Origin of the sequence: Providencia sp. PROV114 (assembly GCF_032704305.1) — a bacterium.
GTDB lineage: Bacteria > Pseudomonadota > Gammaproteobacteria > Enterobacterales > Enterobacteriaceae > Providencia > Providencia rettgeri.
Genome location: NZ_CP120528.1, coordinates 1,927,251 through 1,952,386, shown reverse-complemented (window position 1 = coordinate 1,952,386; position 25,136 = coordinate 1,927,251). Strand labels below are relative to the sequence as shown.

Annotated in this window: 24 protein-coding genes and 2 pseudogenes; 6 read left to right on the top strand and 20 right to left on the bottom strand. The window is 41.4% G+C overall.

What is annotated here, in order from left to right:
• Positions 1-16 precede the first annotated feature (16 nt).
• The 4 genes from hutX to P3L37_RS08535 are packed head-to-tail and all read right to left on the bottom strand — an operon-like array spanning position 17 to position 4,854.
• On the bottom strand, positions 17-511 hold the full coding sequence (gene hutX / locus P3L37_RS08550) for a heme utilization cystosolic carrier protein HutX (protein WP_109913089.1): 495 nt from the start codon (positions 509-511) through the stop codon (positions 17-19).
• Between the two features lie 11 nt (positions 512-522).
• On the bottom strand, positions 523-1,857 hold the full coding sequence (hutW, locus tag P3L37_RS08545; RefSeq protein ID WP_109913126.1) for a heme anaerobic degradation radical SAM methyltransferase ChuW/HutW: 1,335 nt from the start codon (positions 1,855-1,857) through the stop codon (positions 523-525).
• A 4-nt stretch (positions 1,858-1,861) separates the two neighbouring features.
• The gene (locus P3L37_RS08540; protein WP_109913090.1) at positions 1,862-2,716 is read right to left on the bottom strand and encodes a hemin ABC transporter substrate-binding protein; all 855 of its coding nucleotides are present in this window, start codon (positions 2,714-2,716) and stop codon (positions 1,862-1,864) included.
• The gene (locus P3L37_RS08535; RefSeq protein ID WP_238562723.1) at positions 2,704-4,854 is read right to left on the bottom strand and encodes a TonB-dependent receptor; all 2,151 of its coding nucleotides are present in this window, start codon (positions 4,852-4,854) and stop codon (positions 2,704-2,706) included. The genes P3L37_RS08540 and P3L37_RS08535 overlap by 13 nt, the downstream gene beginning before the upstream one ends.
• Positions 4,855-5,282: 428 nt before the next feature.
• Here P3L37_RS08535 and P3L37_RS08530 point away from each other — a divergent pair, with 428 nt between their 5' ends.
• Complete coding sequence (locus tag P3L37_RS08530; protein ID WP_004911535.1) at positions 5,283-5,774, top strand: glutathione peroxidase; 492 nt, start codon at positions 5,283-5,285, stop codon at positions 5,772-5,774.
• 647 nt (positions 5,775-6,421) lie between these two features.
• Positions 6,422-6,628, top strand: a complete 207-nt coding sequence (locus tag P3L37_RS08525; protein ID WP_004261484.1) for a hypothetical protein — start codon at positions 6,422-6,424, stop codon at positions 6,626-6,628.
• An 85-nt stretch (positions 6,629-6,713) separates the two neighbouring features.
• Here P3L37_RS08525 and P3L37_RS08520 read toward each other — a convergent pair whose 3' ends face one another.
• A complete protein-coding gene (locus tag P3L37_RS08520; RefSeq protein ID WP_004911541.1) occupies positions 6,714-7,106 on the bottom strand; it encodes a YgiW/YdeI family stress tolerance OB fold protein in 393 nt (130 codons plus the stop codon).
• A gap of 426 nt (positions 7,107-7,532) precedes the next feature.
• On the bottom strand, positions 7,533-7,997 hold the full coding sequence (locus P3L37_RS08515) for an Hsp20 family protein (protein WP_004911545.1): 465 nt from the start codon (positions 7,995-7,997) through the stop codon (positions 7,533-7,535).
• Positions 7,998-8,524: 527 nt separating this feature from the next.
• Between P3L37_RS08515 and P3L37_RS08510 the strand changes: the two are divergent.
• Positions 8,525-8,657, top strand: a pseudogene (locus P3L37_RS08510) (integrase); the annotation flags it as partial.
• A gap of 111 nt (positions 8,658-8,768) precedes the next feature.
• Here P3L37_RS08510 and P3L37_RS08505 read toward each other — a convergent pair.
• From P3L37_RS08505 to P3L37_RS08485, 5 genes and pseudogenes are all read right to left on the bottom strand, one after another.
• Positions 8,769-8,935, bottom strand: a pseudogene (locus tag P3L37_RS08505) (NADP-dependent isocitrate dehydrogenase); the annotation flags it as partial.
• A 683-nt stretch (positions 8,936-9,618) separates the two neighbouring features.
• Complete coding sequence (locus P3L37_RS08500) at positions 9,619-10,179, bottom strand: TetR/AcrR family transcriptional regulator (RefSeq protein ID WP_272513343.1); 561 nt, start codon at positions 10,177-10,179, stop codon at positions 9,619-9,621.
• A gap of 87 nt (positions 10,180-10,266) precedes the next feature.
• Positions 10,267-10,818: an OsmC family protein gene (locus P3L37_RS08495; RefSeq protein ID WP_272513344.1), complete on the bottom strand. Its 552-nt coding sequence runs from the start codon at positions 10,816-10,818 to the stop codon at positions 10,267-10,269.
• A 90-nt stretch (positions 10,819-10,908) separates the two neighbouring features.
• Positions 10,909-11,244 (bottom strand): carboxymuconolactone decarboxylase family protein, encoded by a 336-nt coding sequence (locus P3L37_RS08490; protein WP_003863470.1) that lies wholly within the window; start codon positions 11,242-11,244, stop codon positions 10,909-10,911.
• A 26-nt stretch (positions 11,245-11,270) separates the two neighbouring features.
• Positions 11,271-12,065, bottom strand: a complete 795-nt coding sequence (locus tag P3L37_RS08485; RefSeq protein WP_272513345.1) for an SDR family NAD(P)-dependent oxidoreductase — start codon at positions 12,063-12,065, stop codon at positions 11,271-11,273.
• Positions 12,066-12,775: 710 nt separating this feature from the next.
• On the opposite strand from P3L37_RS08485, the gene P3L37_RS08480 reads away from it, so the two are divergent.
• Together P3L37_RS08480 and P3L37_RS08475 are read left to right on the top strand one after the other, a co-directional pair.
• A complete protein-coding gene (locus P3L37_RS08480; RefSeq protein WP_272513346.1) occupies positions 12,776-13,885 on the top strand; it encodes an alkene reductase in 1,110 nt (369 codons plus the stop codon).
• Between the two features lie 68 nt (positions 13,886-13,953).
• Positions 13,954-14,652, top strand: a complete 699-nt coding sequence (locus P3L37_RS08475; RefSeq protein ID WP_272513347.1) for a DsbA family oxidoreductase — start codon at positions 13,954-13,956, stop codon at positions 14,650-14,652.
• Positions 14,653-14,946: 294 nt separating this feature from the next.
• Here the strand turns inward: P3L37_RS08475 and umuC are convergent, their stop codons facing one another.
• Together umuC and umuD are read right to left on the bottom strand one after the other, a co-directional pair.
• Positions 14,947-16,209, bottom strand: a complete 1,263-nt coding sequence (gene umuC, locus P3L37_RS08470; protein ID WP_196719467.1) for a translesion error-prone DNA polymerase V subunit UmuC — start codon at positions 16,207-16,209, stop codon at positions 14,947-14,949.
• Positions 16,209-16,625: a translesion error-prone DNA polymerase V autoproteolytic subunit gene (umuD, locus tag P3L37_RS08465; RefSeq protein ID WP_196719466.1), complete on the bottom strand. Its 417-nt coding sequence runs from the start codon at positions 16,623-16,625 to the stop codon at positions 16,209-16,211. Before umuD ends, umuC begins: the two co-directional genes overlap by 1 nt.
• Positions 16,626-16,806: 181 nt before the next feature.
• Here umuD and P3L37_RS08460 point away from each other — a divergent pair, with 181 nt between their 5' ends.
• Positions 16,807-17,076, top strand: coding sequence for a hypothetical protein (locus tag P3L37_RS08460; protein ID WP_272667369.1), 270 nt, complete (start codon positions 16,807-16,809; stop codon positions 17,074-17,076).
• Between the two features lie 249 nt (positions 17,077-17,325).
• Here the strand turns inward: P3L37_RS08460 and P3L37_RS08455 are convergent, their stop codons facing one another.
• The 7 genes from P3L37_RS08455 to P3L37_RS08425 all read right to left on the bottom strand — a co-directional run bounded on the left by P3L37_RS08455 (position 17,326) and on the right by P3L37_RS08425 (position 25,134).
• Positions 17,326-18,816, bottom strand: a complete 1,491-nt coding sequence (locus P3L37_RS08455; RefSeq protein ID WP_272667368.1) for a hypothetical protein — start codon at positions 18,814-18,816, stop codon at positions 17,326-17,328.
• Positions 18,817-18,889: 73 nt separating this feature from the next.
• Positions 18,890-19,900 carry a DUF6453 family protein gene (locus P3L37_RS08450; RefSeq protein ID WP_196719464.1) on the bottom strand — a complete coding sequence of 337 codons (1,011 nt, stop codon included), beginning with the start codon at positions 19,898-19,900 and terminating at the stop codon, positions 18,890-18,892.
• Positions 19,897-23,166, bottom strand: a complete 3,270-nt coding sequence (locus tag P3L37_RS08445) for a phage tail protein (RefSeq protein WP_272667367.1) — start codon at positions 23,164-23,166, stop codon at positions 19,897-19,899. The genes P3L37_RS08450 and P3L37_RS08445 overlap by 4 nt, the downstream gene beginning before the upstream one ends.
• The gene (locus tag P3L37_RS08440) at positions 23,166-23,564 is read right to left on the bottom strand and encodes a DUF6950 family protein (RefSeq protein ID WP_264967613.1); all 399 of its coding nucleotides are present in this window, start codon (positions 23,562-23,564) and stop codon (positions 23,166-23,168) included. Before P3L37_RS08440 ends, P3L37_RS08445 begins: the two co-directional genes overlap by 1 nt.
• Positions 23,565-23,634: 70 nt before the next feature.
• Entirely contained in the window at positions 23,635-23,922 is a 288-nt protein-coding gene (locus P3L37_RS08435; RefSeq protein WP_109913102.1) for a hypothetical protein, read from the bottom strand.
• 37 nt (positions 23,923-23,959) lie between these two features.
• The gene (locus tag P3L37_RS08430; protein ID WP_109913103.1) at positions 23,960-24,541 is read right to left on the bottom strand and encodes a hypothetical protein; all 582 of its coding nucleotides are present in this window, start codon (positions 24,539-24,541) and stop codon (positions 23,960-23,962) included.
• Positions 24,541-25,134 carry a hypothetical protein gene (locus tag P3L37_RS08425; protein WP_272667366.1) on the bottom strand — a complete coding sequence of 198 codons (594 nt, stop codon included), beginning with the start codon at positions 25,132-25,134 and terminating at the stop codon, positions 24,541-24,543. The genes P3L37_RS08430 and P3L37_RS08425 overlap by 1 nt, the downstream gene beginning before the upstream one ends.
• Positions 25,135-25,136 lie beyond the last annotated feature (2 nt).

Sequence of the window (25,136 nt, the reverse complement as noted above, 5' to 3'; positions counted from 1 at the left end):
ACTAACCATCTTGCCATTAATTATTCTCTTTAAGTTGCTTAACTAATAAACGAAAAGCTTCAAGTTGTTCCTGTAATAATTGACGGTGTTCATCACGCCCTAAGAAAATTTTAAACATGGCATCTCCTGATTGATTAAAAAATAAAATCGAGGCGGTATCCATTCCCATAAATTTTCGTTCAATTAGTGCAATATATGTACAATTTTCAGCTTTGATATGCCCTGTCATGCCTTTTTTACCACGTAAATTAAAATAACCATGGCGATGAAAACCTGAAGGCAACTCACCTGAAAATTCTAGAATAACATCCTGCGTATGAACTAGCGTGGTGACATTACCCCATGTGTGGACAGCATCCCAAATCAAGTCAAAATGTTTTCCTATCGTCAAAGCCATATCGGGCAAATGTCTTACTACATCCAATAAGGTGGTATCATATTGTTTTGCAATAGTTTCTAATGTTCCATCGGGCTCTGTTTTCAAAAAATCAGCTAACGCTACATTACTCATTAAATGTTCCTTTACGATATTTTTTCTTGCGTGAATTGGATAGAATTAAGATTCACGATAATCTCTTGAAGTGATTGAAGAATATTACTTGCCCAAAAACGGCCTTCATTCGTTAGTCTTAAATCAGTCGAAGTATCTTGTGTTAATCCTGACTGATACCACTGCTGTAAGAGTGGAGACAGCATTTGCGCATGAGGGGTAAATTGTTCAAGTACAACTCGCGCTGTTTCAATACCAGCCTGTAAGCGATGGCGCCATTGATACTGCGGATCGGTCGTCTGCATCATCATCATGAGCGGTTTTCTTTTCGCATTAATTGCTTCATAATACGAGGTCAGATTCCTCTCCCCCATCCATGAATATCCATTGAGAGAGCCCCCGGCACCAGAGCCAAACGCCAAGCAATCAGCCCCTTGTTTAATCAACAAATTATATAAATTGCGTTCCCGTGTTGTCCGCGCCCAGTGGCTATTACTGATGCAGTGCCAGCCTTGTTTATCCATAAATTCGCAGCCTTGTAAATACAAGTCACGACGCTTGGCAGGATCAGGAACTGTGACTCGATTATTTTCAACCGCTTTACCAAGTGGCGTACTTGGGATCAAATTAAGTGCATAAAGGTCGACACCATCTAGGCCAATCTCACTTGCAATTCTCAGGTCTTCACCCCAAAACTCGGTTGTCTGCTCAGGTAAACCAAATAACAAATCACAAACCACCGCCGCTCTATCTCGATGGCACAATTTTTCCATAAATTTCCGAGCTTCCTCACCATTTGATGTCCGGGCCATTTTTTTACGAATTTTGCTATTAAATGACTGAATACCAATTGAAAAACGATTTGCTCCTGCATCTAAGCATGCATCAATACGTGCATCATCAAAATTAAGAACTCTCCCTTCAATGGTTATTTCACAATCAGGAGCTAATGGTAAACGAAGGCGTAACACATTAATAATACGCGCTAAATCATTAGCAGAAAGTGCAGAGGGTGTTCCACCGCCAAAATAAACAGCATGGATAGGGGCAGACTGGTGTAATACGTTGTCGGCTTCCGTTTCAATCTCCCGGATCAAATACTCTGTATAAATATGGCTTTCAGAGGCATCATAGCGATTTTGGTAGAAACCACAGAAAGTACAATGTGTTGCACAAAAAGGAATATGTAGGTATACCAATCGCTTACGTGGTTCGAACGTCGAATTGATTAATTTCTGCCATGTGTCTTGTCGTTTATCAGCACTAATTGGTACCGCCCCGCGCCAAGGCATTGTTGCATGCCTATCTTTAAATGGTTGATGGCCTTCTAATGCAAAATAAGGCGATAAATCAATATCATATTTCATATTATCACTCACTATCCGTTTCATCTGGCCAAATATTGTGGTGTAAAATCTCAACGGCATCCGCAATTCGAGGCCCCATACCTAAAATGAGTGCCTGATCGATACTCACAATGCGTTTATTTTTCCAAGCAGAAGTTCGGGTAAGTCCGGGAACTTGTTCTAGCTGGTTAAGGCCCTTTTCTACCATCTGGCTGGTTACAATGATCACTTCAGGGTTTGCCGCAATCAAACCTTCTGCGCTATAACTTCTGTATTGTGTGTGTTGCGCAAGATTGTTCGCACCAGCCAGTGTCAAAATGATATCGGCAACGCTACCTTTCCCTGCAATTTGTGGCGCACTACTACCCGCGGAAAGAATAAATAGCACATTGATTTTTTTGCCTTTCTTTTCATTTATTTGAGCAATATTATCCAATCGGCTACGTAACTGATTAACCAACGCATTCCCCTGTTCCGGTTTATGTAACACCTCCGATAAGGTATGAATATTGAGATACATTTGTTCAACCGTAGCTGGTATTCGAGGTAACGTTAATACACTGACTTTTTGCAGTTTTAGCTGATCAAAAACCAATTGAGGGCTTGCATCTTGCCAAGTGACAAACAACGTTGGATGCAAAGATAAAATTCCTTCGGCACTTAACTGTTTCCAATAACCAATATGAGGTAATTTTGCTGTTTCCACTGGCCAACTTGTTGTTTCATCAACACCAATCACTTGGTTTCCAGCGCCTAAAGCGTAAACTAACTCTGTGAGAGAGCCTCCTGCCACAACAATTCTTTCACTCGCAGCACTCACTATTGAAAAACTGAGTACAAATAGTGCAGCTATTATTTTTTTCATTTTTAGAATTTCCATACAAAGCCTGTTGCAGCGCTAAAACCAGAAGCAGGGATTGATTCGTGGGCAGTTTGGTATTTTTTATTGGTTAAGTTATTTAACGATAAGTTAATTTGGTACTGATCGTCTGAGCCAAATTCTGTATTAAACGCAAGGTTAAGAGTGGCCCAGCCTGCTGTGCTCGTTGGCTTTTCACCCGTTTTATCCTGTGCTTTTGCAGCAGCTCGAAGATATAAATCTGAGGTTAAGTTCACTTGGTCTAGAATCAATTGATGTTTAGCTCCAAAGCGCCCACTAACATTAGGCTCTCCGGTATCCCAAGTTTTTATATTCACACCATCAAATTGACGACGTAAATAATTCCCTGTGGCATAAGGAGTGATATCCCATCCTTGGTATTCGACGGTCATTTCTAGCCCGTATGTTTTCGCACGATTGATATTGTCATAATAGTGATATCCTGTTCGTGAAGAATTACTGTTTCCACTGCATATTGACTGCCCTGAACATGTGACTAAAGCGATATAATCCTTCGCTTCAGAATAATATAAAGCGCTATCGATATACCATTGATTACCGTTATAACGCGCACCGATTTCATAGTTGTTAGAACGCTCTGCTTTTAGTCCCTCATTTCCATAATTGATACTTCCCCCCGCTGAGGTTTGCATAAATAATTGGTTCAATGTTGGAAATACATAACCTTGAGCGAATGCGATACGCAGCTCTGTATTCTCAAACCCTGAATACCGTAAGCTTGTTGATGTAATAAATTGATTATCATGCGTTTTTGAGCTTTTAAGGTTATGATAAGTGTTCCCCGTTGTTGAGTGATTTGTATTTTCAAAACCACTTAACAACTCCGAACTTAACCAATATTGCCGCGCCCCTAATGTCCACTTCCAATCATCTGCAAAAGCATATTGATCTTGAGCGAATATCGACCAGTTTGTTTGCTCTGCTCGATTATGTGAATCACTGGTTTTTGTATAATTGACGGCAGGAGGGAACTGCGTTGAGCTTTGGGACTCTGTTGAACTTTTTGAAGACTGCTTTACACGGTCGCGCTGAAGCTGAGCTCCCACAACCAGTTGATTATTCGCGGGTAGTGTAATATCTGTTTGTAGTGTGATCCCTTGAGTATATTGTTTGTCATTCGATTGAGTCTGATTAGCTACTCGTAAATCGCCAATCATTGGGCTCCCTGTTGGTGTCACAACCGCCAGCTTATTTTCAAAATCACGCTCAATAGTTTGTTCATAAGCATCTAAATGAATATTTTTAATATATTCACCATCCGCTTGATAATCATAAAAAAGACCAATTTTTTCACGAGTTAAATCAGGAATTTTGACACTGAAGTGTTCATAGCTTGGGTCTTCATGCCATGTTTGTGTCGACAATTTATATCTATCAAGGGAAAGACCAAATTTATGTTTACCTTCGGTGTAACCTAACCACATACCTTGGCTATTATTGCGATGGTCCGTATTTTTTAGGCGCCCCTCGGGAGTATCTCTGTCACCTTGATCGGAGTAACTTCCGTTGAGCCGATAATCAAACTTACCTATGCTCCCCCATGCCGCTGCTGACTCTTCCCACCCTGTCGTTGCGGAGTTATATACCGCCTTAACAGTGCCTCCCAATGGCTTATTGCCACCTTTTTTGGTTATGAAATTAACAATACCACCAATAGCTTGAGAGCCGTAAAGTACTGAATAGGGGCCTTTCACCACTTCAATGCGTTCCAATGCGGATTCATCAATAAGCAGCCCAGCACCATAATCTTGCCCTGCCCGTTGATAAGTGACTTCTTGCCCATCAATTAAGATCAATACTCGAGAAGATGCTTCCCCACGAATGCGAATTTGTTTACGTCCCGCTAAGGCATTATCGGTAATTTCAACACCTGGAATATCGCGTAAATCATCTGCTAGCGCTATGTTTGTCGAACTATCAAGCTGTTGCTTATCAATGAGTTGCATTGTTACTGGGCTATTCCATAAACTACTTTCACTTCGAGTTGATGTGACAACCATCGTTTCACTGGCATCAATATGGGCACGCGGTGGAGGCGTTGATGCAGAGAAGGCTCCTTGACTAACAAAAAGCGCTAATGAGCTGAGTAAAAATGTTCCATTAATATCCGTACGCATAGTTAACCTTTATGATAATAATAATCAGTATCATTACCATTTATAGTTTAGGGACTAATTAATGGTCAATTAATAAATTGCAAATAGCATGCAACTTTGATTTAAATCAAAAAAGCATAACGAAAATTATAAGTCCACCCTCCAGCAATCCGCTGCTGCAGTGCGCCGAACTTATTCACCCATAAAACTGGAAGGGGAAATATTGCTCAAGGTTGCCCCTGTTCCTGAAAGAAAGGTCGTCAAATTCTCGCTGGAGCTTATTAAGTTCATAGAGGTTATGATTATCACAAGCTGTAATTTCTTAAGCTTTATGACAAAATTCGGGATGGCAATTGCGAATAATTATTTATGTAAATAATAAAATTAAAGCACTAAACTGTACCATCAATATCTTCAATGCTACATCGCACACATTTGAGGACTAGAATATGAGTACCTTTTACCAATTAACGGCTAGAAGTCTTAGTGGCCAGCTTGTCTCTATGGCAGACTACGCAGGTAAGGTGGTTCTAGTCGTTAATACAGCCAGTCATTGCGGTTTTACACCACAATACGGTGGACTTGAATCTCTCTACAAGAAATACGCCGCCCAAGGTTTGGTGGTGCTTGGTTTCCCCTGCAATCAGTTTGGGAAACAGGAACCTGGCAACGCTGATGAAATCGCACGGACCTGCTATATTAACTATGGTGTGAGTTTCCCGATGTTCGAGAAAATAGAAGTCAATGGAGCCGCTACACATCCAGTGTTTCGCTATCTTAAGAACGAACTGCCCGGTTTGCTAGGTAAGAGAATTAAGTGGAATTTTACTAAGTTTTTGATTGGTCGTGACGGCGCCCCGCTCAAGCGCTTTGCACCCAATACTACCCCTGAAAAAATGGAAACGGCAATCTTTGCAGCACTTTCGAAAGAACAATCATAATTAAATATCTACATCACAGGAGATTGATTATATCTGTTATCTTGAAATAGCGAGAAACGGAATCCTTTTCTACCTGTAGTCTTCCCAAGAGTTTTCTTTGACGCCAAACTCAATATTCGCTTCCAATCCTTTTATCTTCTTGATTATAAGTGGGATAAATTGTGATATACATCGCGAATAATAAATTTTCTATCGCCGATATTTTCCTTTTCCAAACAACTCAATAGGCTTTGAATTTAGAATTCAAAATACCTCAAAATATTATTAACCATCATGATAATTTAAAATCGAGTCCCGCTTACCTGAATGCAATTACGAAACAAAACGAAGCAATGAAAGCAGTCATAGGTAGTTAATCTGGTATACCAAATTCTACAAATACTACTCAATGCATAGCATTTGTAGAATTAAATAAAAACAATCTCGAAGTATTCTAATGAGGGAAAACACCGAAGTTATAAGCACTGTAGATAAAGTAAGGATTAACCAATAATCCAAAGTAAGGAGTTTTTGACAGGCATACCACTTGAAGTTACCTTATTGTTATAGAAAACAAAAACCACACAGCACAACCTCATGGATTTCTTTGCGCTTTGCACTTAACCTTTGTAGCCTCAGAATACCCCCTTTAAAACAGGATAGACAGTATGCATAAAAACAAAGCTATATTAGTATGTTTTGTTATCGCTTTAGTAACAGCTTGTTCATCAAACACTAAACCCCAAACTAAGTCAGATACTTGCGAGATAAAAATGGATACTCCCGAAGGTAACTTACCTGGGAAAATAGAACAGTCCAGTGGAAATAGTCCCGAATGTAAAGCGATTGAAAGAGCGATAGATAAAGCTATCTAACTAACATACGAATTAGACAGAAGCTAGCAAGCGGAGTTTTCATTGCAGAAAAGCCCCGATCATGGGGCTCATTAAAGATTTACGATTATTTATTGATAATAGTTACTCGCTTCACATCAACTTCTAATGAAGCCCACTCTTTATCAATTTCACCATCTAAACGAACTTTTGTTTCAGGCGTCACAACCTGTCCACGCCAGCGTCTATCATCAATATCTACAGCGATTGAGCCAGTACTATCTTTAAATTCGTAAAGCTCTTTACCAATCTGTTTAACAATATGACCTTCAAGTGAAACCCATGCATCATCAGGAAGCTCTTTCGCTTGAACGACAGTTGTCACTGCTTGAGCCGTTGCAACAAACCCACCTTTTGGACCAACAGAACCATCATTCGAAACAAATCCGCCAGCATGGTTGTTAGCTAACACGCCAAATGAAGCTGCTGATAATACGAGCGCAATAATTGCCTTATTCATAATAATTCCTTTTGTCTGTTAATTTTTTATAGTTTATCGATTAAATCTTAACAGAATCTTAAGGCAAATAATTAACACTTTAGAGGGGTTATTGCACATAACTGCACATGTAACTCTGACCAATCGTGACGATAAATCTTATGTTTATTTTAACTATAAAAAAGACCGCCTAGGCGATCTTTTATGGATAACTGATATAGCGCAGACGAACCGTTTAAATTAGGGCTGCTCAAATATCCAAGCACTACTGTGCGCTTGGTTCTCTCAATAACACTTACATCATCTTTATAGAAAATGGTCAGGTTCAGCACAAAACCAGAAATTAACGAAAATAATTAGATGGTAATATTAAATATTCCACTTGTGATATGAGCTGACTCTTAAAAAAGAAAACCCGCCATTGCTGACGGGTCATAAATTATAACTCTATGATTTTATATCTTTATTTTCAATAGCTATAACTCGAGGTTTTTCTTCATCTGGGATTTCGTATTCAATGTCCAAAGTAAGTAAACCACTAGATAACTCAGCGCTTTCAATCTTTACATTCTTACCGAGATTAAATTCAAGCGAAAATTTATTTTGAGTGATTCCTTGATGGATCCATTTCTCTTTCTCTGAGTCATTAACTAATTCAGCTGATTGCTCACCTTGAACATACAATTTCCCACCTTTTAAGGATACGCTTAAATCATCTTCCTTATAACCTGGAACACTAATGGTTAATTGATAACTCGTTTCATTTATTTGTTTTAAATTATACGGATGTTCTGAAGTTAAAGGCCTATTACCTGTAAGTTGACTAAACAGACGATCCATTTGGTCAAATCTGTTAGAAAGTAAGCTATCCGATAATGTTGGGAATAATGAAAAAGATCTAATGTTAGACATAATTTCTCCTTCAATATTTTATATATCAAACTAAACACACACTACTCATGCACCATTAATTATGTACTTAGTGTAGAATAATGTTTTATCTTGGTGCATTTCTTATATAGTGTCTCTAACTAGAATTTCAAGCTTGCAATTACATTTCTTTACAAATTAATAGTCATCGTCATAGAATAAAGGACACACCATAGCTGACAGGCCTACACCGTAATCCTAAGGTACTGATCGATATCTTCGAGAGATATAAAGGTAACAGATGAGCTGCATATCGACAGTTACAACAGATAATGCCATAAGCGATTAGAAGCTCGTTAATGATACCATCAAATTTATGGGAGAGAATGTCGGGGAGCCCTAGTTGCTTTCGCTTCCACTTGGCTTTATCACCTTGTAATCCTCCAAACTCAGCGAGCCACTTCCGAATCTTTATGACTTTTTTTATTATTTCTGCCACGTGTTTCTTATGCCAAAAATTAACAAATTAAAACGCAAGCGCTCAGCTATCGGCTGAATAGGGAGAGCTTCAACACGCTTTATCTGAAAGGTTATATAAAACAAGGCATCGATACTAAAAGTTTATCAGGCCATAAGAGTCAAGCGATGACTGATAAATATAATGATGACCGAGGTAAAGAATGGCAAATTACCGCAATCTAAATAGCCTATTTTTTGAGCCGTTTTGGGGAGGAGTTTTGGGGAAAATTTTAATTGAACAAAAAATAAACGGGAATTTTTAGGCTCCCGTTCCTAATCATACCATGTAATAAATTACATGTGTTTAATGATTGCGTCACCGAACTCGCTACATTTCAGTAATTTAGCGCCTTCTAACTGACGTTCAAGTCATAGGTTACAGTCTTAGCTTCGATTGCGCCTTCCATACCTTTAACGATTAGGTCAGCCGCTTCAGTCCAGCCCATATGGCGCAGCAGTATATAGATGCATTAATCATAACCATCTGATATTTATGATATTACCATCAATGCTTTATCTTTTTCACGATAAAAATAGAGGATTTTAAGTCATTGATAATATAAATGATTAATTTAGTTTTGATAACTGCTATTTTTCAATAATTGAATATAAATCAATCAATTTTAACACGCTTAAATCCTATCCTTCCACTTAGTTTTTTATAGAGAAGATAAACCAACCAATTAGTGTTTTTAAATTTTAAGCTGAATATAGCTAAGGTTAACCCCATCACAGTAATCGTCTTTTCTAATTGCTCAAACTTTCTTTACTCTATATAAGACAACTAAACCTGACGGTCCGGTCTGAGCAAACAGCGGAAGTTTGTTAGATTACAGAGCTCGATTGTGGGTAGAGATAAGGTGAGTACAATTCACCTCCCCATTCAATGCTGTTTTAGGGCTGCCTGAAAGACGTAAAAATTACTTTTTGTACAAGCCAAAGCTTTTCGCAGGTACAAAAAGTAATGTTTCGAATGTTGCTAATCTGATTTGAGTGATATTCAGGGATAACTGATTGTTGAGTCTGAAAAAAGAATCCAAAACAGATACGCTAAGTTACGAGCCTCGACTGAAGCGATGCAGGAGCTTTTAACGTCTGATTTTTTGGTGAAATTAATTGTGAATATACCTGCTAGTATTTCAGATTAATGCCCGACGATAGTTCCGATTGCTGCCGGATCTAAATCCGTGTCGTCATTCATTGCCCAGCGAACAAAACTGCTGCCTTCAAGCAGGCTTAAAATCTGAAACGCTTTCTGCCTGGGGGTGCTTGTTGCTGCGAACTCACCTGCTGCGGTACCTTCCTCAATGGTCTTCTCAAGCCACTGCAACTGCAGAGTAAAGTATTTTCGCGTGAGATTTTGCATGGTTTCAGGCAGGGCTGCCATTTCAGCTGCCAGTGCACCACATAGCGGTAACATACCATCAACCATCGCAGCTCTAAACAACGCAGCGAAAGCGCAAAGCCTCCCAAAAGCATTTGGAAAGTCATGATCGATTTTTTCGAAATCCACTGCCGAGCGGCTGATGTAGGTTTCGACTATTTCCACACCAAGATCTTCTTTTTTAGGAAAATAATGGTGAATACTGGCCTTTCTGATACCGACCATTTTTTCCAGATCAGCGTAGCTGAAGGCAGCATAGCCTCTGGAACGTAGCATAAACTCTGCAGAATTGATTAATGATTGTCGGGTATCCATAGACATATAAACGACCTGTGCTAAAAATGACGAAGCATGAGAAGGCGCTTGCCCATGTTTCAGGACAGGGCGTCTGCCATCATGCGATTTAGGTTATTGTGCAATGACAAGTTTCGGCTCCATCTTAATGGAACGCGAGAAGTTTGCATAGTTTGGTGACGTCTTCAGGACGATCTGATGAATTTCTTCAATTTCTTCCGGCTGAGCGTCAGCATCAATAAACGCGGTGTACCGGACTGAATCATATCCGGGGTTAACGTTTTCATCCAGCCCAAGGAAGCCACGCAGATCCAGCTCGCCTGACGTTTCAATTTTCAGAGAATTAACTTTAATTCCTTTGCTGGCAGCTACCGCCACATACGCTACGGTCAGACAGGCATTCAGTGCAGCCATGAGCAGTTCCTGCGGGTTGGGTGCAGTATCGCTGCCAAGTATTTCTGAGGGTTCATCTGCGGCGACATGGAAGGTTCGCTCGATGGTGTCTCCAAATAGTTCATATGACTTCATGGTAGAAACTGAACGGGTCTGTCCTGCCCAGCGGGTTTCTACATTAAACCTGGCTTTTGCTTTTTCCGGGTTTTGGGTCACTTTTTCGGCGAATTGCTGAAATGCAGCAACATCAATACCGTTCACTTTCTCTGTCATCTTGATATTCCTGTTCATTGAGATTTACCGGGCTGCCAGATTGTAGAGGGCGCCCGGCTTTGAGTCTTTCGGTAGTTATACAAGCCGGAATTACAGCTCGTCGTAGGCGTCCATCACTCGTGCAGAATAGACAAAAGCAGCCCCGGCGTTAAGCGCAATCGCAGTACCCACTGCAGCACCGATCTCATCTTTCGTTGCACCAGCTTTTTTGGCGGCGGCCACGTGTGCGGAAATACAACCGTCACAACGCGTAGTCACTGCCACAGCAATGGCAATCAGTTCGTGAGTTTTGGCATCCAGAACACTGTTTTCGCGCGTAGCGGTTTCAAGACCATGAAACGCGTTAGCAACAGGTTTATTGGTTTTGGCCAGATTACCGACGCTTTTGATCAGCGCGGAGAGACGATTGCCCCATTCTGCAGACATGATGATTTCCTCTGATTAGTAAAAAATTAATTGCCGAGTTTCCGGGCTGCCATTACACCACCGTCCACATCCCAGACTGCCCCGGTTACCCACGAAGCTTTATCTGAAAGCAGGAAAACAATAGTTTCCGCAACATCGCGCGGTGTACCATTCCGGCCTAGCGGATGGAAGTTATTGAAACTGGCCAGCGCACCATCCAGTTGTTCACCCGGAATAAAACGTTCGAAAATTCGGGTTTCAACAATACCAGGGCTTACTGCATTGACACGAATACCGTGCTCAGCCAGCTCTGCTGCGGCGTGGCGTGTCAGAGTATCCAGACCCGTTTTAGCCATTGAGTAAGCTGATGCAGTGATGGTTTCTACTGCCTGGCGTGCAGCGACTGCAGTAACATTCACAATAGATCCAGCTTTCTTCTGATCTACAAGTGATGCAGCAACATGCTGTGTAATAAAGAAGAATGCCCGGTTCAGATCGAGGAAGTTGTTGTAATCCACGGCTGAATGCTCAAGGAAACTTTTTGGGTAGTAAATGCCGGCGGAATTGACCAGCATATCAATATCGCTGTGCTCCTTTTTCAGGGCAGCGATGAGCTTTGCAACACTTTCCATACTGGATAAGTCAGCAGTCAGAGTGAATGCATTCTCCTCACCCGAAATAGCCACGAGTTCCTGGCGTGCGGCTTCTGCTTTTTCAGCACGGCTACCTATAATGACAGCCTTTCCGCCCTGTTCTAAAACCATCTTTGCTGTTTCAAGACCGATCCCACTGGTGCCACCAATGATCAGGACTTTATGATTCTTAAACTGTGTACCTTGCATAATTCCTCCGGTGAGGTAAGTTTCTGTAATTAACTATCTACTGGTAGGTAGTCTGAGCGAAAGTGTTTTCTTTGTCAAGTTTACGTTTTATTTTTTTACTGACCGATGTCGGGTTATGACATCTAAAACATTGTCAAAACCCAACGGGTGGTATCGTCAGTGTACGTCTGCTTCATGTTCGGTAATTGATGAAAAATAGCTGCGTATTGCTCTTCAGTTTTCTGTCCTGTAATACGTTTCATCAGCTGACCATATCTGAACACCAGAACAGAAAGAAACCTAAAAACCTCATATCCACTTGATAACAAAGATCATTTAACATTGCCTATCACACCAACCTTTGCATGTGGCCCCAATTTTTTTGCGAATTGCAAATATTCCGCTTCACTCTCACGGCAGAGTGGACACCACGGTGCAAAGAGCCTGATTACAGCCAGTCCCTCACCCCATGCGATATCATGAAAGTTGTCTTCATTGTAGGTGCGTACATTGTCATCGTTATCTCCGGCGTTGTACGTATCAGTCATTACGGTACGAAAAAACAGATTTTCACTTGCCTACCTAGTAGTAGGTTGATATGATACACACGCTTTCACTCGCTGACAAGATTGACCCGACATCCATGCTTTATGCTGCGGGTGAGTTTTGACGGAGTGACCAGAACGGTCGTTGTGGCCAGAAATTTCGTGACTCTTAAGATGAGGAATGCAATGAAGACGTTATTTACCCCTTACAATCTCGGTGGCGTTGAGCTGAAAAATCGCGTGGTTATGGCACCTATGACACGTACTCGCACGTTGAATGACATCGCTGATGACGTAGTTGCTTTGTATTACGCGCAGCGTGCTTCAGCTGGATTGCTGATCACTGAAGGGCTGCCTGTTTCTGAAGAAGGTCGCGGGTATCTCTATACGCCAGGCCTCTATAATGATGTGCATGTTGAGGGGTGGCGTAAGGTAACGGATGCTGTCCATGCGAAAGGTGGCCGAATTTTCGCGCAGCTGTGGCATGTTGGGCGTATGTCTCATACCTCACTACAACTTGGTCATATTGCCCCCGTCTCTTCAGGCACCATTCCTGCGACTAACACAACAGTATTTGCCTGGGACGAAAGTGGTAAACCCGGCCCGGTAGCCCCAAGCATTCCGCGTGCACTTGAAACGAATGAAGTAAAGCGTGTTACCCGCGATTTTGTGAAGTCAGCACAACTGGCGGTGGAAGCCGGGTTTGATGGCGTTGAAATCATGGCGGCTAACGGTTTCATCTTTGACCAGTTTCTGAGCAGTGAGCTGAATACCCGTACCGATGAGTATGGTGGTTCGGTTGAAAATCGTCAGCGCTTCCTGCTGGAGACCATTGATGCCGTTTCCGATGCAATTGGCGGCAACAAAGTCGCAGTACGACTCTCTCCGTTCGGTCGCATCTATGATCTTGCCCCCTATGCCGGGGAAGAAGAAACCTGGTCTGAAATGGCGAAGGCTCTTAGTCAGCGCTCCCTGGCCTACGTGCACCTCTATTTCCAGCCGACCTACGTCACCGCACCGCAAGCCGCTGAGAAATTTAAAGCTGATTTCCGAGAATCATTTGGTGGGACAATCATTGCAGCAGGTGGATTCAGCCGCGATATTGCAGAAGAACGACTGAATAACAACGAAGTTGACTTGGTTGCGTTTGGTGTGCCATTTATCGCTAACCCGGACCTGGTTGAAAGAATGAAAAATAACTGGCCACTAGCGGAAAGCGATCGCACGACCTACTACGGTGTCAGCGGCTCTCCTGAAAAGGGCTATACCGATTATCCGGTATACAGCGAACAATAATTAAGTCAGCCTGGGTAATATTAATCCGGGCATTTTACTTTACCTGTCATATACCATCAGAGTACAAAATGAAATCATTAATTCCCCGAATCTCAGTAGATGTCTGGTCTGACTATGTGTGTCCGTGGTGCTGGATCGCTAAAAAACGATTTGAACAGGGTCTGGAAGAGTTTGAATATTCGAAACTGGTGGATGTACGTCATCACAGCTATCGAATTACGAGTGACCATCCCCCTATTCCATTCAGATCGGCGTTGTATCAGAAATTTGGTGGTGAGCATGGTGCAGAGTTAATGATGAACCAGATTGAAAGTACAGGAAAATCTGAAGGATTAATTTATAACTTTGACACCATGCTTTTCGGGGATACACGTGAAGCGCATGCTCTCGCAGCTGCTGCACGTGAATCAGGTCTTGGCGATCAGATGTCAGAAAGATTATTTTTTGCAGTCTCGACTGAAGGACGTTCTATTTTTGATCGTAATGAACTGATTGCGCTGGCGATTGAAGTTGGCATGACAAAGCCATTGGCTGAAAACGCCCTCGAAAACCGTGTATTCAGAAACTCTGTTGATGACGACGAGGCTAAAGCGCGCGCGATAGGCGCAAGTGGTGTGCCTCTTTTCGTAATCAACAATAAATATGCAATTAGTGGCGCCCAGCCAGCTGCAAATTTTTTGAACGCCTTGAGACAAGTTTGGGAAGAAACCAAAGATGAGTCCATGTTCATGGAAGGGCAAGTCTGCGGAATTGATGGTTGTAAGTAACGTCCCCATGCATGCGTGACAATTCTGGCTCCCACTGATAGTTTTCCGGCAAAAATTATCAGTAGGAGCCAGTATAAAAATGATTATCGTCATCAAACGAACCGTCAACTTCTAGAGAGTCGCTGACATTCCAACTTCCGCTTTTGGCACAGAGCAGCTAATCATATTGAATCTAGCTCTGTGTCCCAGCTGTGTCAGGCCAAAAAGCACAGTCCATATTGCTTGTATTTCACAGCTCTTCTCCCTGCTTTTTTTACTTATTCAGCAATACATTTAAAACGTTCAACCTATTTATTAGCTTTTAACCACCGGCAATTCATCAAAATTTGTCGTGTAAGCAGGTGACAACATTTCTCTTTTCATTTTGTATCCGCTATCACCGCCCTTACTTGCAAACCACACTTTACTCTGCCCGCTCTTATTAATGGCGTCTAATGTTTTCATTAACTCATCGCTATTACGAAATGGCTTTTGTGTTGAAAACATATCAAGCTGAGCAATATCTGAATCAGTAAAATCAGATAGTATGATGCCTGCTTTATAATACCGGTAACCGTCACGCCAAATAGTATTTAACCCGCGCATTGCTGCATTGATAATATCTCTGGTGTCACTGCTGGGGTATTCGAGTTTTATATTAATGCTATTTGCGTAATCTTCACCTGATACGTGACGGCTAGTTTGAATAAATAATCCGATAATTTTGCAACGTTGCTTCTCTTCCCTTAATTTTTCTGCTGCACGTTCTGCATAATCACACACAACCTTACGCATTGTTTCTATATCTAAAACTTTCTGGCCAAATGAACGGGAGCAGAGTATTTGCTGCTTAACTTTTCGGACTTCTTCAAGCTCAATACACGACTCACCATTGAGTTCTCTCGAGGTTCTTTCTAATGTTACCCCGAACGTTTTACGGATAGTTGCTACCGGTGCATTCGCTAAATCCAAAGCAGTATTTACACCCATAATTCTTAATTTTGCCGATATTCTGCGACCAATACCCCACACTTCTTCGATTGGGATAAGAGATAATAATTTTCGCTGCCGTTGCTTGCAGGAGATTTCAACAACTCCACCTGTTTTTTTCCATGTTTTTGCCGCATGGTTGGCTAATTTAGCTAAAGTTTTTGTAGGGCCAATGCCGATACCTACAGGGAGGTGAGTGTTTTGGAGGATAGTTGATTGAATTTCACGGCCGTATTCCTCAAGATTAAAAGTATTATTCATACCTGCAAAATCAAGAAAGGCCTCATCGATTGAATAGATTTCTAAACGGGGCGCGAATGTTGATAATAGTGACATGACTCTATTACTCATGTCAGCATAAAGTACGTAGTTAGAACTAAATATATTAATGTTGTTTTGTCTATAAAAACTGTGGCGCTCGTAATACAGTTCCCCCATCTTTACGCCAAGTTTTTTCGCTTCTGATGAACGTGCAATCACACAGCCATCGTTATTACTTAAAACAATTACCGGCTTCCCTGCCAGATCTGGCCTAAAGACTTTCTCACAACTTGCATAAAAACTATTTACATCAACCAGCGCAAACATTATTGAGCCCGATGAATAATATAAGTAACGACACCAAATATTTGAAAATCCTGCTCATCGTTGATAATAATCGGTGAATAAGTGGGATTCATTGGAAGTAACATAGGTGGGTTGAGGTGTAGTTTCTTGACCGTAAACTCGCCCTCGAAGCTAGCTATAACGATATCTCCCTCTTTTGCTGTGACCGCGCTGTCAACAATAACAACATCACCATCATTAATATTCGCATCAATCATTGAATTGCCTTCGACCCTGAGCATATATGTGCTTTCAGGGTGTTTAATGAGGGCGCTATTTAAATTTATGCGGTCTTCAACATAGTCCGCAGCGGGTGATGGAAAACCTGCTGGCACTCGGTCAAGAAAGATAGGGAAGCTTGCTAGTAAATCATCTGTTTCAATTAGTCTTAATTTCATACGACACCAATAATACTGTATGCATGCACAGTATTATTTGATCATTTTATGCGTATGTAAAGCCCTATTTTTTACATGCCTCTACATCGTACTAGTTAGTAAGATTTATATTTTTCCGACTGATCTTGATATAATCCTCCCTGTGGCTCACATATCATACGACCTCATAATCGGAGGTTACATGAACAAAAATCAACTACTTTTACTTGCACTATACTGTATCAACGAAAATAGAGAGCCATCTCACACGGAGCAGTCAAAGATTTACGTTTTTTATAGAACTGAAGTAGATTGCAAAGGCATTTCAATTAACGAGTTTATGCTTAACCAGAATTGGCAACTCGCTGATGAACAAAAGATTCAAAAAGTGATAAGATTTATTGAAATATATCTTCATCTGTCATTAAAAAAAGCTAAAGATAGAAAAAATGTCGAACAAAACTCTCGGTGAATTTATTAAGCACTTACGTTTATCTCAAAGCATATTAACATCGGAAATTGCAAAAAATCTCACTATTTCCGAGGTCGACTATATAAAGTGTGAAAATGGCGAAATATCTGTCTATGTAGACGACTTGATGATTATCGCAGATATATTGTCCGTTGAAGAATCAACTCTAATAGAAAAATATAAAGAATAGGCCAAAACAAATTGGCCTTGCGATTTATTCATCTCTTTTCTACGCATATCCGTGCATTATTACAACAATACATCATTTTCGCCAAGGCCATACTGTTTACGTTCTGCAGCTTCCTGCTCCGCCCTTTCCGCTTCCTCTGCTGCACGTTTAGCTTCTTCTTGCGCTAATCGCTCTGCTTCTAGCTTAGCGACTCTCTCAGCTTCAGCTTGCTTTTGATTGTAGGTGGAGTTAGGTGGCATTTCGACACGCATGTCTATCCAGCGCGATTCAGGTACGTCGCAAGGTTCGTAGTTTTCGAAGTAAACCGGAGCGCCCTCTTCATCAAAGAGCTTGATGCGCTTGTTCTGGAAACGTTCTGGCATATCTGCGTTCTGTTGGTGGAAAACAAAAACTTCAATATCACCATCAGGTCTCACCTCGTAATCAATGAGAACCATGTTTTTACCGTTATGGTCTTGAGGAATGACAAAGCCGTTATTGATACCCCATGCACCATCTGCATTAAAGCCCACAACGCCTTTAATGAGGTAATGGCCAACACCAAGATGTTCCATTTCAACGCCTTCAGATTCGTCGTTTAACTCAATGTCATCAGCGAAGAGTTTTACCACCGGAGAAGCGGCTTTTAAGTTGCCATTGGCGTCTTTAGTGGTGTTTGCTGTGTTATAAATATCATATTTTGTGAGCGCACCATTAAAAACGGTATAATTACTCACCTTTCCCGTCCCACTTGAGAAAAAGATACCGTTCGATCTATCACTCGCGTAATTGACATTAAACCCATTACCCCACGTATTAAAAGAGTTATCTTCCGCCCCTCCTCCTTGCCTAATCACCTGTGTGGGTAACACAGCTTTTAGCTCTGCATCTTTTATAATGCTGGGTGCTCTTGAACCAAAGCCAAAATCACCCACTTGCATTGCTGTACCCATAGACTTAGGAAACGAAATGCTGTATTTGATTTTCCCATCAGGCCCACGCTCATATAGCTGAGCCATAACGGGTTGTTCGTCAGGCTTAGATTCTAAGTAAAGGGTTGAGCCATCATCTTTTTTCAGTCTTAAAGTAGGATAATTCATCCCTTTTTTATATACCGTTATTGACTCCATTTCCCCTGTAGTTTTATCAACCTTTCCATCTAGCAGCCTATCCCTTTCTTTCTCCGTTCTCAGTTGCATTTCAGTGCCATCAGGTAACACCACTTTAATCACACCGGATTCGGTCATGAGTCGGTTCAATATCATCATCAATTGATAGCTTTCAGTAACCATCGCTGTTGCTTTGTTAACGCCGTCTGATACTGAACCAATCATCGTGATTGAAATAACGTATTTCACATCTGTTAGCGCCACTGGAACGGGAAAGCTTAACGTCATTTGTGTATCGCTTTCCACCGAGCGAATGCTGTTTTGATATATCGTATTGCCCGACTGGATAAGAATAATTTGCCCCACAGAGACTTTCGTCACGCTGTTTTTCCATAACGTGTTTTTACCTGTGATTTTCGGGTCGTTAGCCTTTGTTGAGATAGTGCCAATTTCATAAATCATGGTGTTTCCTTGAATTTTGAACGTAAAAAAACCGCAATTAAGCGGCTTATTTGTGATTGAGTGTTTTTAGAAGCTAAAAGTAATCATTAAAATCGATGCAATAGGAACTGGAATACACGACTTGGTTATACATATAGTTGGCATAACTTGGGTAAAAATCAATGGTCCACATCCGGTTTGCGATTAGCTTGTTATTTTCAACTCTAAACCCTGATAAATAACAGTTAACGTTTACCCTTTCATTTTCTAACCAGGTATTGGGCATATCCATGCTGAACATCGGTTTTTCAAATGAGCTTGTGGCGACATTTCCACTCATTTTGATGGTGTGCCCATTATTAAAGAATGGAATGTAATCTGAGTTGAAAACTACTTTACCCTGTTTGTTCCAAATCGTTAATCCATCGGCGGGTTGTAGATTTAAGCCGTACGAAAAAACGACGACATACACCCAACCCGCTCCCCAAGATATAATTCGGTTGTTAGGCCGGTCATAGCGAAGTACTTGGCTTGTGCTTTCTGGTCGCAGGAAAACTAATGCAGAACTACGATTGGGTATATCGTTCGGTAAGCTCCAATATCCTCGATTATTATTGACGTCGATATAAATCTTCTTACGATAAACACAATAAGCCACTTCATTTTCTTGGGTGATACTTCGGAAGTTATCAATTGCTGCAGACGCCCCTGCATTCAAAAATAAACCATAAGTATCAGGTGGGTTATCTTTTAGCGTACCGTATAAGAAAAAATGCGACTCTCCATCACTTCCCGGCAACCAACCATCGGGGCCACCGAACTCATCATAATAGCAGTGGAAAGTATCTCCTGAAGTCCAATAGCTACCGACTCTTACCATTTGTACCGAACCATAGGCTAGAAAATGACAAAGTGCTGAGGGAATAATCACCACGTTATACCGAGAGAGCCCGGGCACATTAACGGACTTGTTTCTATTGTCTTTTTGCGGATATCTGGGGTGGGTGGTGATTTTAGTGATGAACGTCAGAGGGTAATTATCTTTTGTTAATTCAATGGATTTTCCTCCATCTTTAGGGTTAATAAATAAGCCCAGATCACTCATGGTTTCCTCCCAACTTTAACCGCCCATCGCCCTGATTGGTCATAAATCATCAGCCCCGTTGCATCTAAAATGACACGCCCAGCATCGCCGCTTACTTTAAAATCACCGTAAACCTCCAATTTATTAAACTCCGCGCTACCTGTTTCCGCATCAAGCCGATACCCAGCCTTTCCTTTTTCATAGCGTTTTGACTTAATTTCTACACCAACCAGAAGCTTTTCAATTGTGGCCTTGTTAATAAACGCTTCATTGATGAACACCTGACCATTTTCTACAAAGAAAACAGGCTCCAACTTGCCGCTGGATGGATTGAAAATACCGAAGGTATCCGCACTGAAACCAATTTGTGTAACCACTTTTCCATTCTGAACAGTTGCGCCCATGAGAAACTTAGCGTCATAGTATTGGCCGTTCCAGTTAATACCCGTCTTAATTGTGTAGATAGCAGAGCCATTTCCTTTGTGATCGAAAACGGTTTGCCCACACAATTCAATTGCTGCCTTATTATCACCAATTTCTGATTTAATTAGCTCATTTAATTCCGCTTGTGATTTCTCATTATCAGACACTGTTTTCTTAAGTGTTGTGATGGTTGCATTCACATCATTAAACTGCGTTTCTAGCTTTTCAATAGACTGTGCAAATGATTGGAATTTGTTAGCTGTAACAGTATCGAGTCGAGTAATAGACGCTTTTATTCTTAATTGCTCAACCGATTGGTTGCCATATTCCGCTGTCAGCTGCATCCCCATTTCTGCTAGTGAGCTTTCAGCATTGGCAATTGTGCGTGCCAATTGATTAATTAACGCTTCATTATCACTAAATCGGGATTCTGCTGTTTCAATATGCTTCGTCTGTGTCTCATCGATTTTAGCAATCGCCTCTGACTGCTCCGTAATACGGGCATCCATCGGCCCTAGCTTGTCATCAACTTGTTTAATCTCAGCTTTGACCTGTGAAATATCTTTCGCTGTTGACTCCTCAAGTGTTGATAATGACTCTTGTACTTTTAGAACAGCGGATGAGGTTTGCTCGTAGTCGGTTTTAACTTGCTGCTGCCAGCGTGCTAGCGCCTCCTGGTCTGATACTCTCACTTGTTCAAGTCGGAATATTTCAGATTTACGCGTGCCCTCTTCTTCGAATAAGCGCCATGAGACTTGATTTAACATCATTGTGTTGTTAAGTGTCGCTTCGGCTGCTTGCTCAAGTTGCAGTTGAACATTTCCTTGATTGAAGTCGATTAGCTCCTGCATTTGCTGGCCAGCTTCAGTGCTGAGGAATTTATTCCCCAGCTCATCAATCATATCCTTTGGCGTTCCGTCAGCCTTTCCTACAGCTTCAACAAACGGTGACTTGCCATAGCTGTTAACCGTACGAACATAAAACCAATAATCAGTGCCGGCTTTTAAATTCTCCTTAGTCCAGAATTGTCCCTGACCTTGTCGATTGGCTTTTGCTGTGACTTCGGTGTCATTCGTGCTGGCAAGTTTTTTGTCGCTGAACCAGAATTCAAACGTATACCCATGTTGTGCGGTTTCGCCACCGTGCGGAATACAGGTCAGAGAGAACATACCGCCTACCATTTCAACGCTAACCGGTTTAGGTGGTGCTTGGATATCAAAATCAACAATCGCGGGGGCAGACATTGCACCAGCCGCATTAATAGAACGGACTTCGGCACGATATGATCCGCGCACCAAACCTGACAATTCAACTCTATCTTGCGGCACTTGAATGGACTGTATAACTTTGCCATTTTCAATGATGTTTACTGTGTTATAGCGAACATCTGCAGCCGCTGATTGCCAACTCAAATAACCCTGAACGACTTCACCGATATTTGTGGCCACAAAAGCAAGGTTAAGCGGTGGTGCCACGCCACCAGTGGGTAAAACAGTGAATGGAGGCCGAACAAAAGGTTTACCAATTATATCCTCATAGATATAAGCTCCGTCTTCCTCGAGGAGAAGATCAACGCCCTCTTGCGGGTGAAATTTCCACTCAGCCACACGACACTCAAAGTTCTGTATGCCAATATGTGGTAAGTTCAGCAAGCAAACATCCCCTGGTCGATACGCATAACCATCCATGTCCATTTTTAATTGAATGCGACGACCTGCGCGTTTTTTGCGTAGATATAAATTAGAAAGGCGTGCTGCTTGGTATGGGCTAGTGACAAAGCGGTAATCGATATTTTCTTTAATCTCTAACCCATCTTCCTCAATCCATTCATCAACAATGACTGGTTCAAAATCAGTTTTAACATATTGCTGCTCGGCATCGACGAAGGTACCGTAAATCGCATTAGTTGCATCACGTAGCGCAAGTTCAGGTGTGATGTTAACGGTGTCGATGATTTGATTCGGTTCAATGCGTAATACTGCAGGGCCATTATAAGCCTGCATTAAAATACCATGCTTGCCTGCAACATAAGTCGGCTCAGCAGCAATGCACCGATGCATGTGATCAAGTAGTGATGATGGTGATTCAGAAAGCTCATAAGCGCCATTGATAGTATAGCGGGGTTCCGTATTCCCTTCTGGGGTTACAACTGGTTCATAGCTTAAATCTGCTGCCGTTTTAAATTCATCAAAATTTAGTTCTAAATCAGGCACATTGAGATAACTGCGATAGTAATCAAGCGCAATCAATACTCCGTTGTCAGTCCAAGCATCTTTACCAATGCGCGGATCGAAAACCTCTTTGCCCCACATTTCAACTTTGACATTAGGCACACCATAAGGGAATTTTTCCGCATCGTATTTCAGTGTTAACCGCAACCACGCTAAATTTTCGCCGATCATGTCATCTTTCCATGATGGCGCATGCTTCAATAAATACGGGTCACTTGTGGTGCGGCCGTTATGAAACTCGTAACTGACCTTGTCGCCAAAGGTTTCTATCAAATCATCATTTAACCAAATGCGGTCAATTTTATGAATCGGGTGGGCCGCAAGTGCAATGGCCATAAATAAACGTTCGCCATCTGTTTGATCGCCCTTTTCCTCTTCGGCAAAGAAGAGAAGACCTGAACACACTATTTTACCAACAACCACAGTCTCTGGCGCCACCGCTGAACGTAACATTTGCTTGCGTTCAGATTGATCCCGATAACGCATTGATGGCATTTTTTCTTGGAAAATAAATGTGCTAGCCGCCTGAACCGCAATACCAGCCACAATTAAAGCGGTACCTAACCCGCCTGTTGCCATAACCCCCGCAATCATTAAACCCGCAGAGACGATATTAGAGACAACTTTACCCATTACTCAACTCTCCACGCTTTAATAGGTTTATGATTAACTGGTCGCGCGCCATTCTCAGTGACAGCCCATATTTTATTAGCCCACAGCACACCAAGAGTTTTGCCGTCGTCACCATCAAACATAACAAGGTCACCACGTATCACTTTATCGGGTTCTATTTCTTGAAAGAAACCCGATAGACCCGTTTCCAGCCCCCCGAACTCAGATTTTAAAACTCGCATAGCCCCTGATTTAGTTTTGTATCTGCCTCGAGCCTTTTCTGCGATATCAACCCCGCACACCGCAATCGCACAATCAGCAGCAAACAAGCAGCAATCATGCTCACCCCAAACAAACGGTTTTTGCATAGCTTGGCGCAAGGTTTCAGGAAGTTGAGTTGTCCAATTTGGGTGTCGCATTTTCTGATCTCCGGGCATAAAAAAACCCGCCGAAGCGGGTTACTGAGTAACATTCAATTTTTTGAAGATTTTACTTCTTAATGGGCTCGTCCATTTTTTTCAACTCTTCAAGTAAGGACTTTTTGCGTTCACTTATATTTCTAAGATTACACTCTATTTCTTTTTCTTTGTCCTTGAGTTGCTCTGCAGAATAATTCAATGCTAATTCATCAATAGACTCAACACTTTTATTACTTAAAGAGCTAATTTTTTCATCACTATATTTAGGGCAACCATCATACCAATATTCTTTATTTTTATTAGTATCAGCGAGAGATAACATTGGAAAGAATATAAATAGATAAAAAATATATTTCACTGAATTCCCCTTTATTAATTAATAATAGAATAACGCTTTATTTGTAAACAAAAGTTGGTGCATCCTTTTTGCTTCCCCAATAAATGGCTCTCTCTGCCATTTGGGCAACATAACGAAATATCCTATCACCCTTGTGCCTTTTAACCCAAGATTCATCGGTAAATCTATCAGGTAAACCATTTGACCACCGCTCAAAACGATTCGATACAGTGACAGAAACCTCATTTAAGTTTCCAGTAGATACACCAATATTAGAAATTTGCCCTGCAAAAATAATTTCAGCTAAACTTGGTTTGCCATCTTTATCGAGTGCTATCAGCATGATACTGACATTCCTTCCTCGGCTACGTTCATTCATAACATCCGCAACTAGTAAAGAATCAAAACCAGAAAGAGAAAGGATTAATTGTTGAGGACTTGTTGAGTTATTTTCTGTTACTGGTTCAATCTTCCCCAAAGAGCCCACTCCTTGGTACACCTCGCCCGCTATAATTAAATTACCGATTCCTGTGTGTGCCCTTGTCGTGCCTGATTTTAGTTCTAGCCTTGCTGCAATAACTAATTCGGCCCCATTATTTATCGCATTAACCATATCATTCGAAAAAGGATGGTATAACATTAATACAAAGCCTCCTTCAAATTTATCGTTACACTTGAGAAAACTCCGGGGCGATATTGAAAACTCCCTTGATCATTACTCGTTAATTTAAAAATACCGTAAGGCCTGACGGTTTCTATTTTTTCATTAACGGCTGGGGATCTCCGAAGAATAGGTGAAATTGGAACAACAGCACCGCCACTCTTATCACTAATCACATTGTCAGTAATCATTTTCAATTCATTGCTTACTGTAATGTAATCACCTTTTCGTAATACGATAGAATTTGCAAGCCACCCTTTTGTTTGCAATATAGCTCCGGTTTGATTAGCTACGCTCACAGTGGGTTCCCCTTTGTTTAATAAACCGGGTCTAATCCAATTGCTTATTTTTACTCGACCACTTTCTCCATCAAGCTGAGCCATTAACACCTCCAATTCTCTAGAGGTGTTTTCCGTTAAATTATTAAAAGTTAAAGCGCACCGCCAGTGGCTTCCGGGGAAACGCACCGTTTGTTCACTTCCCGTAAATACAGAAGTAAAAGTTTGACTATTACTGAATAGTTGCCAACTCATCGTTGAAGGTGCGACGTTTTCTGGCCATGTTAGCGCCATAC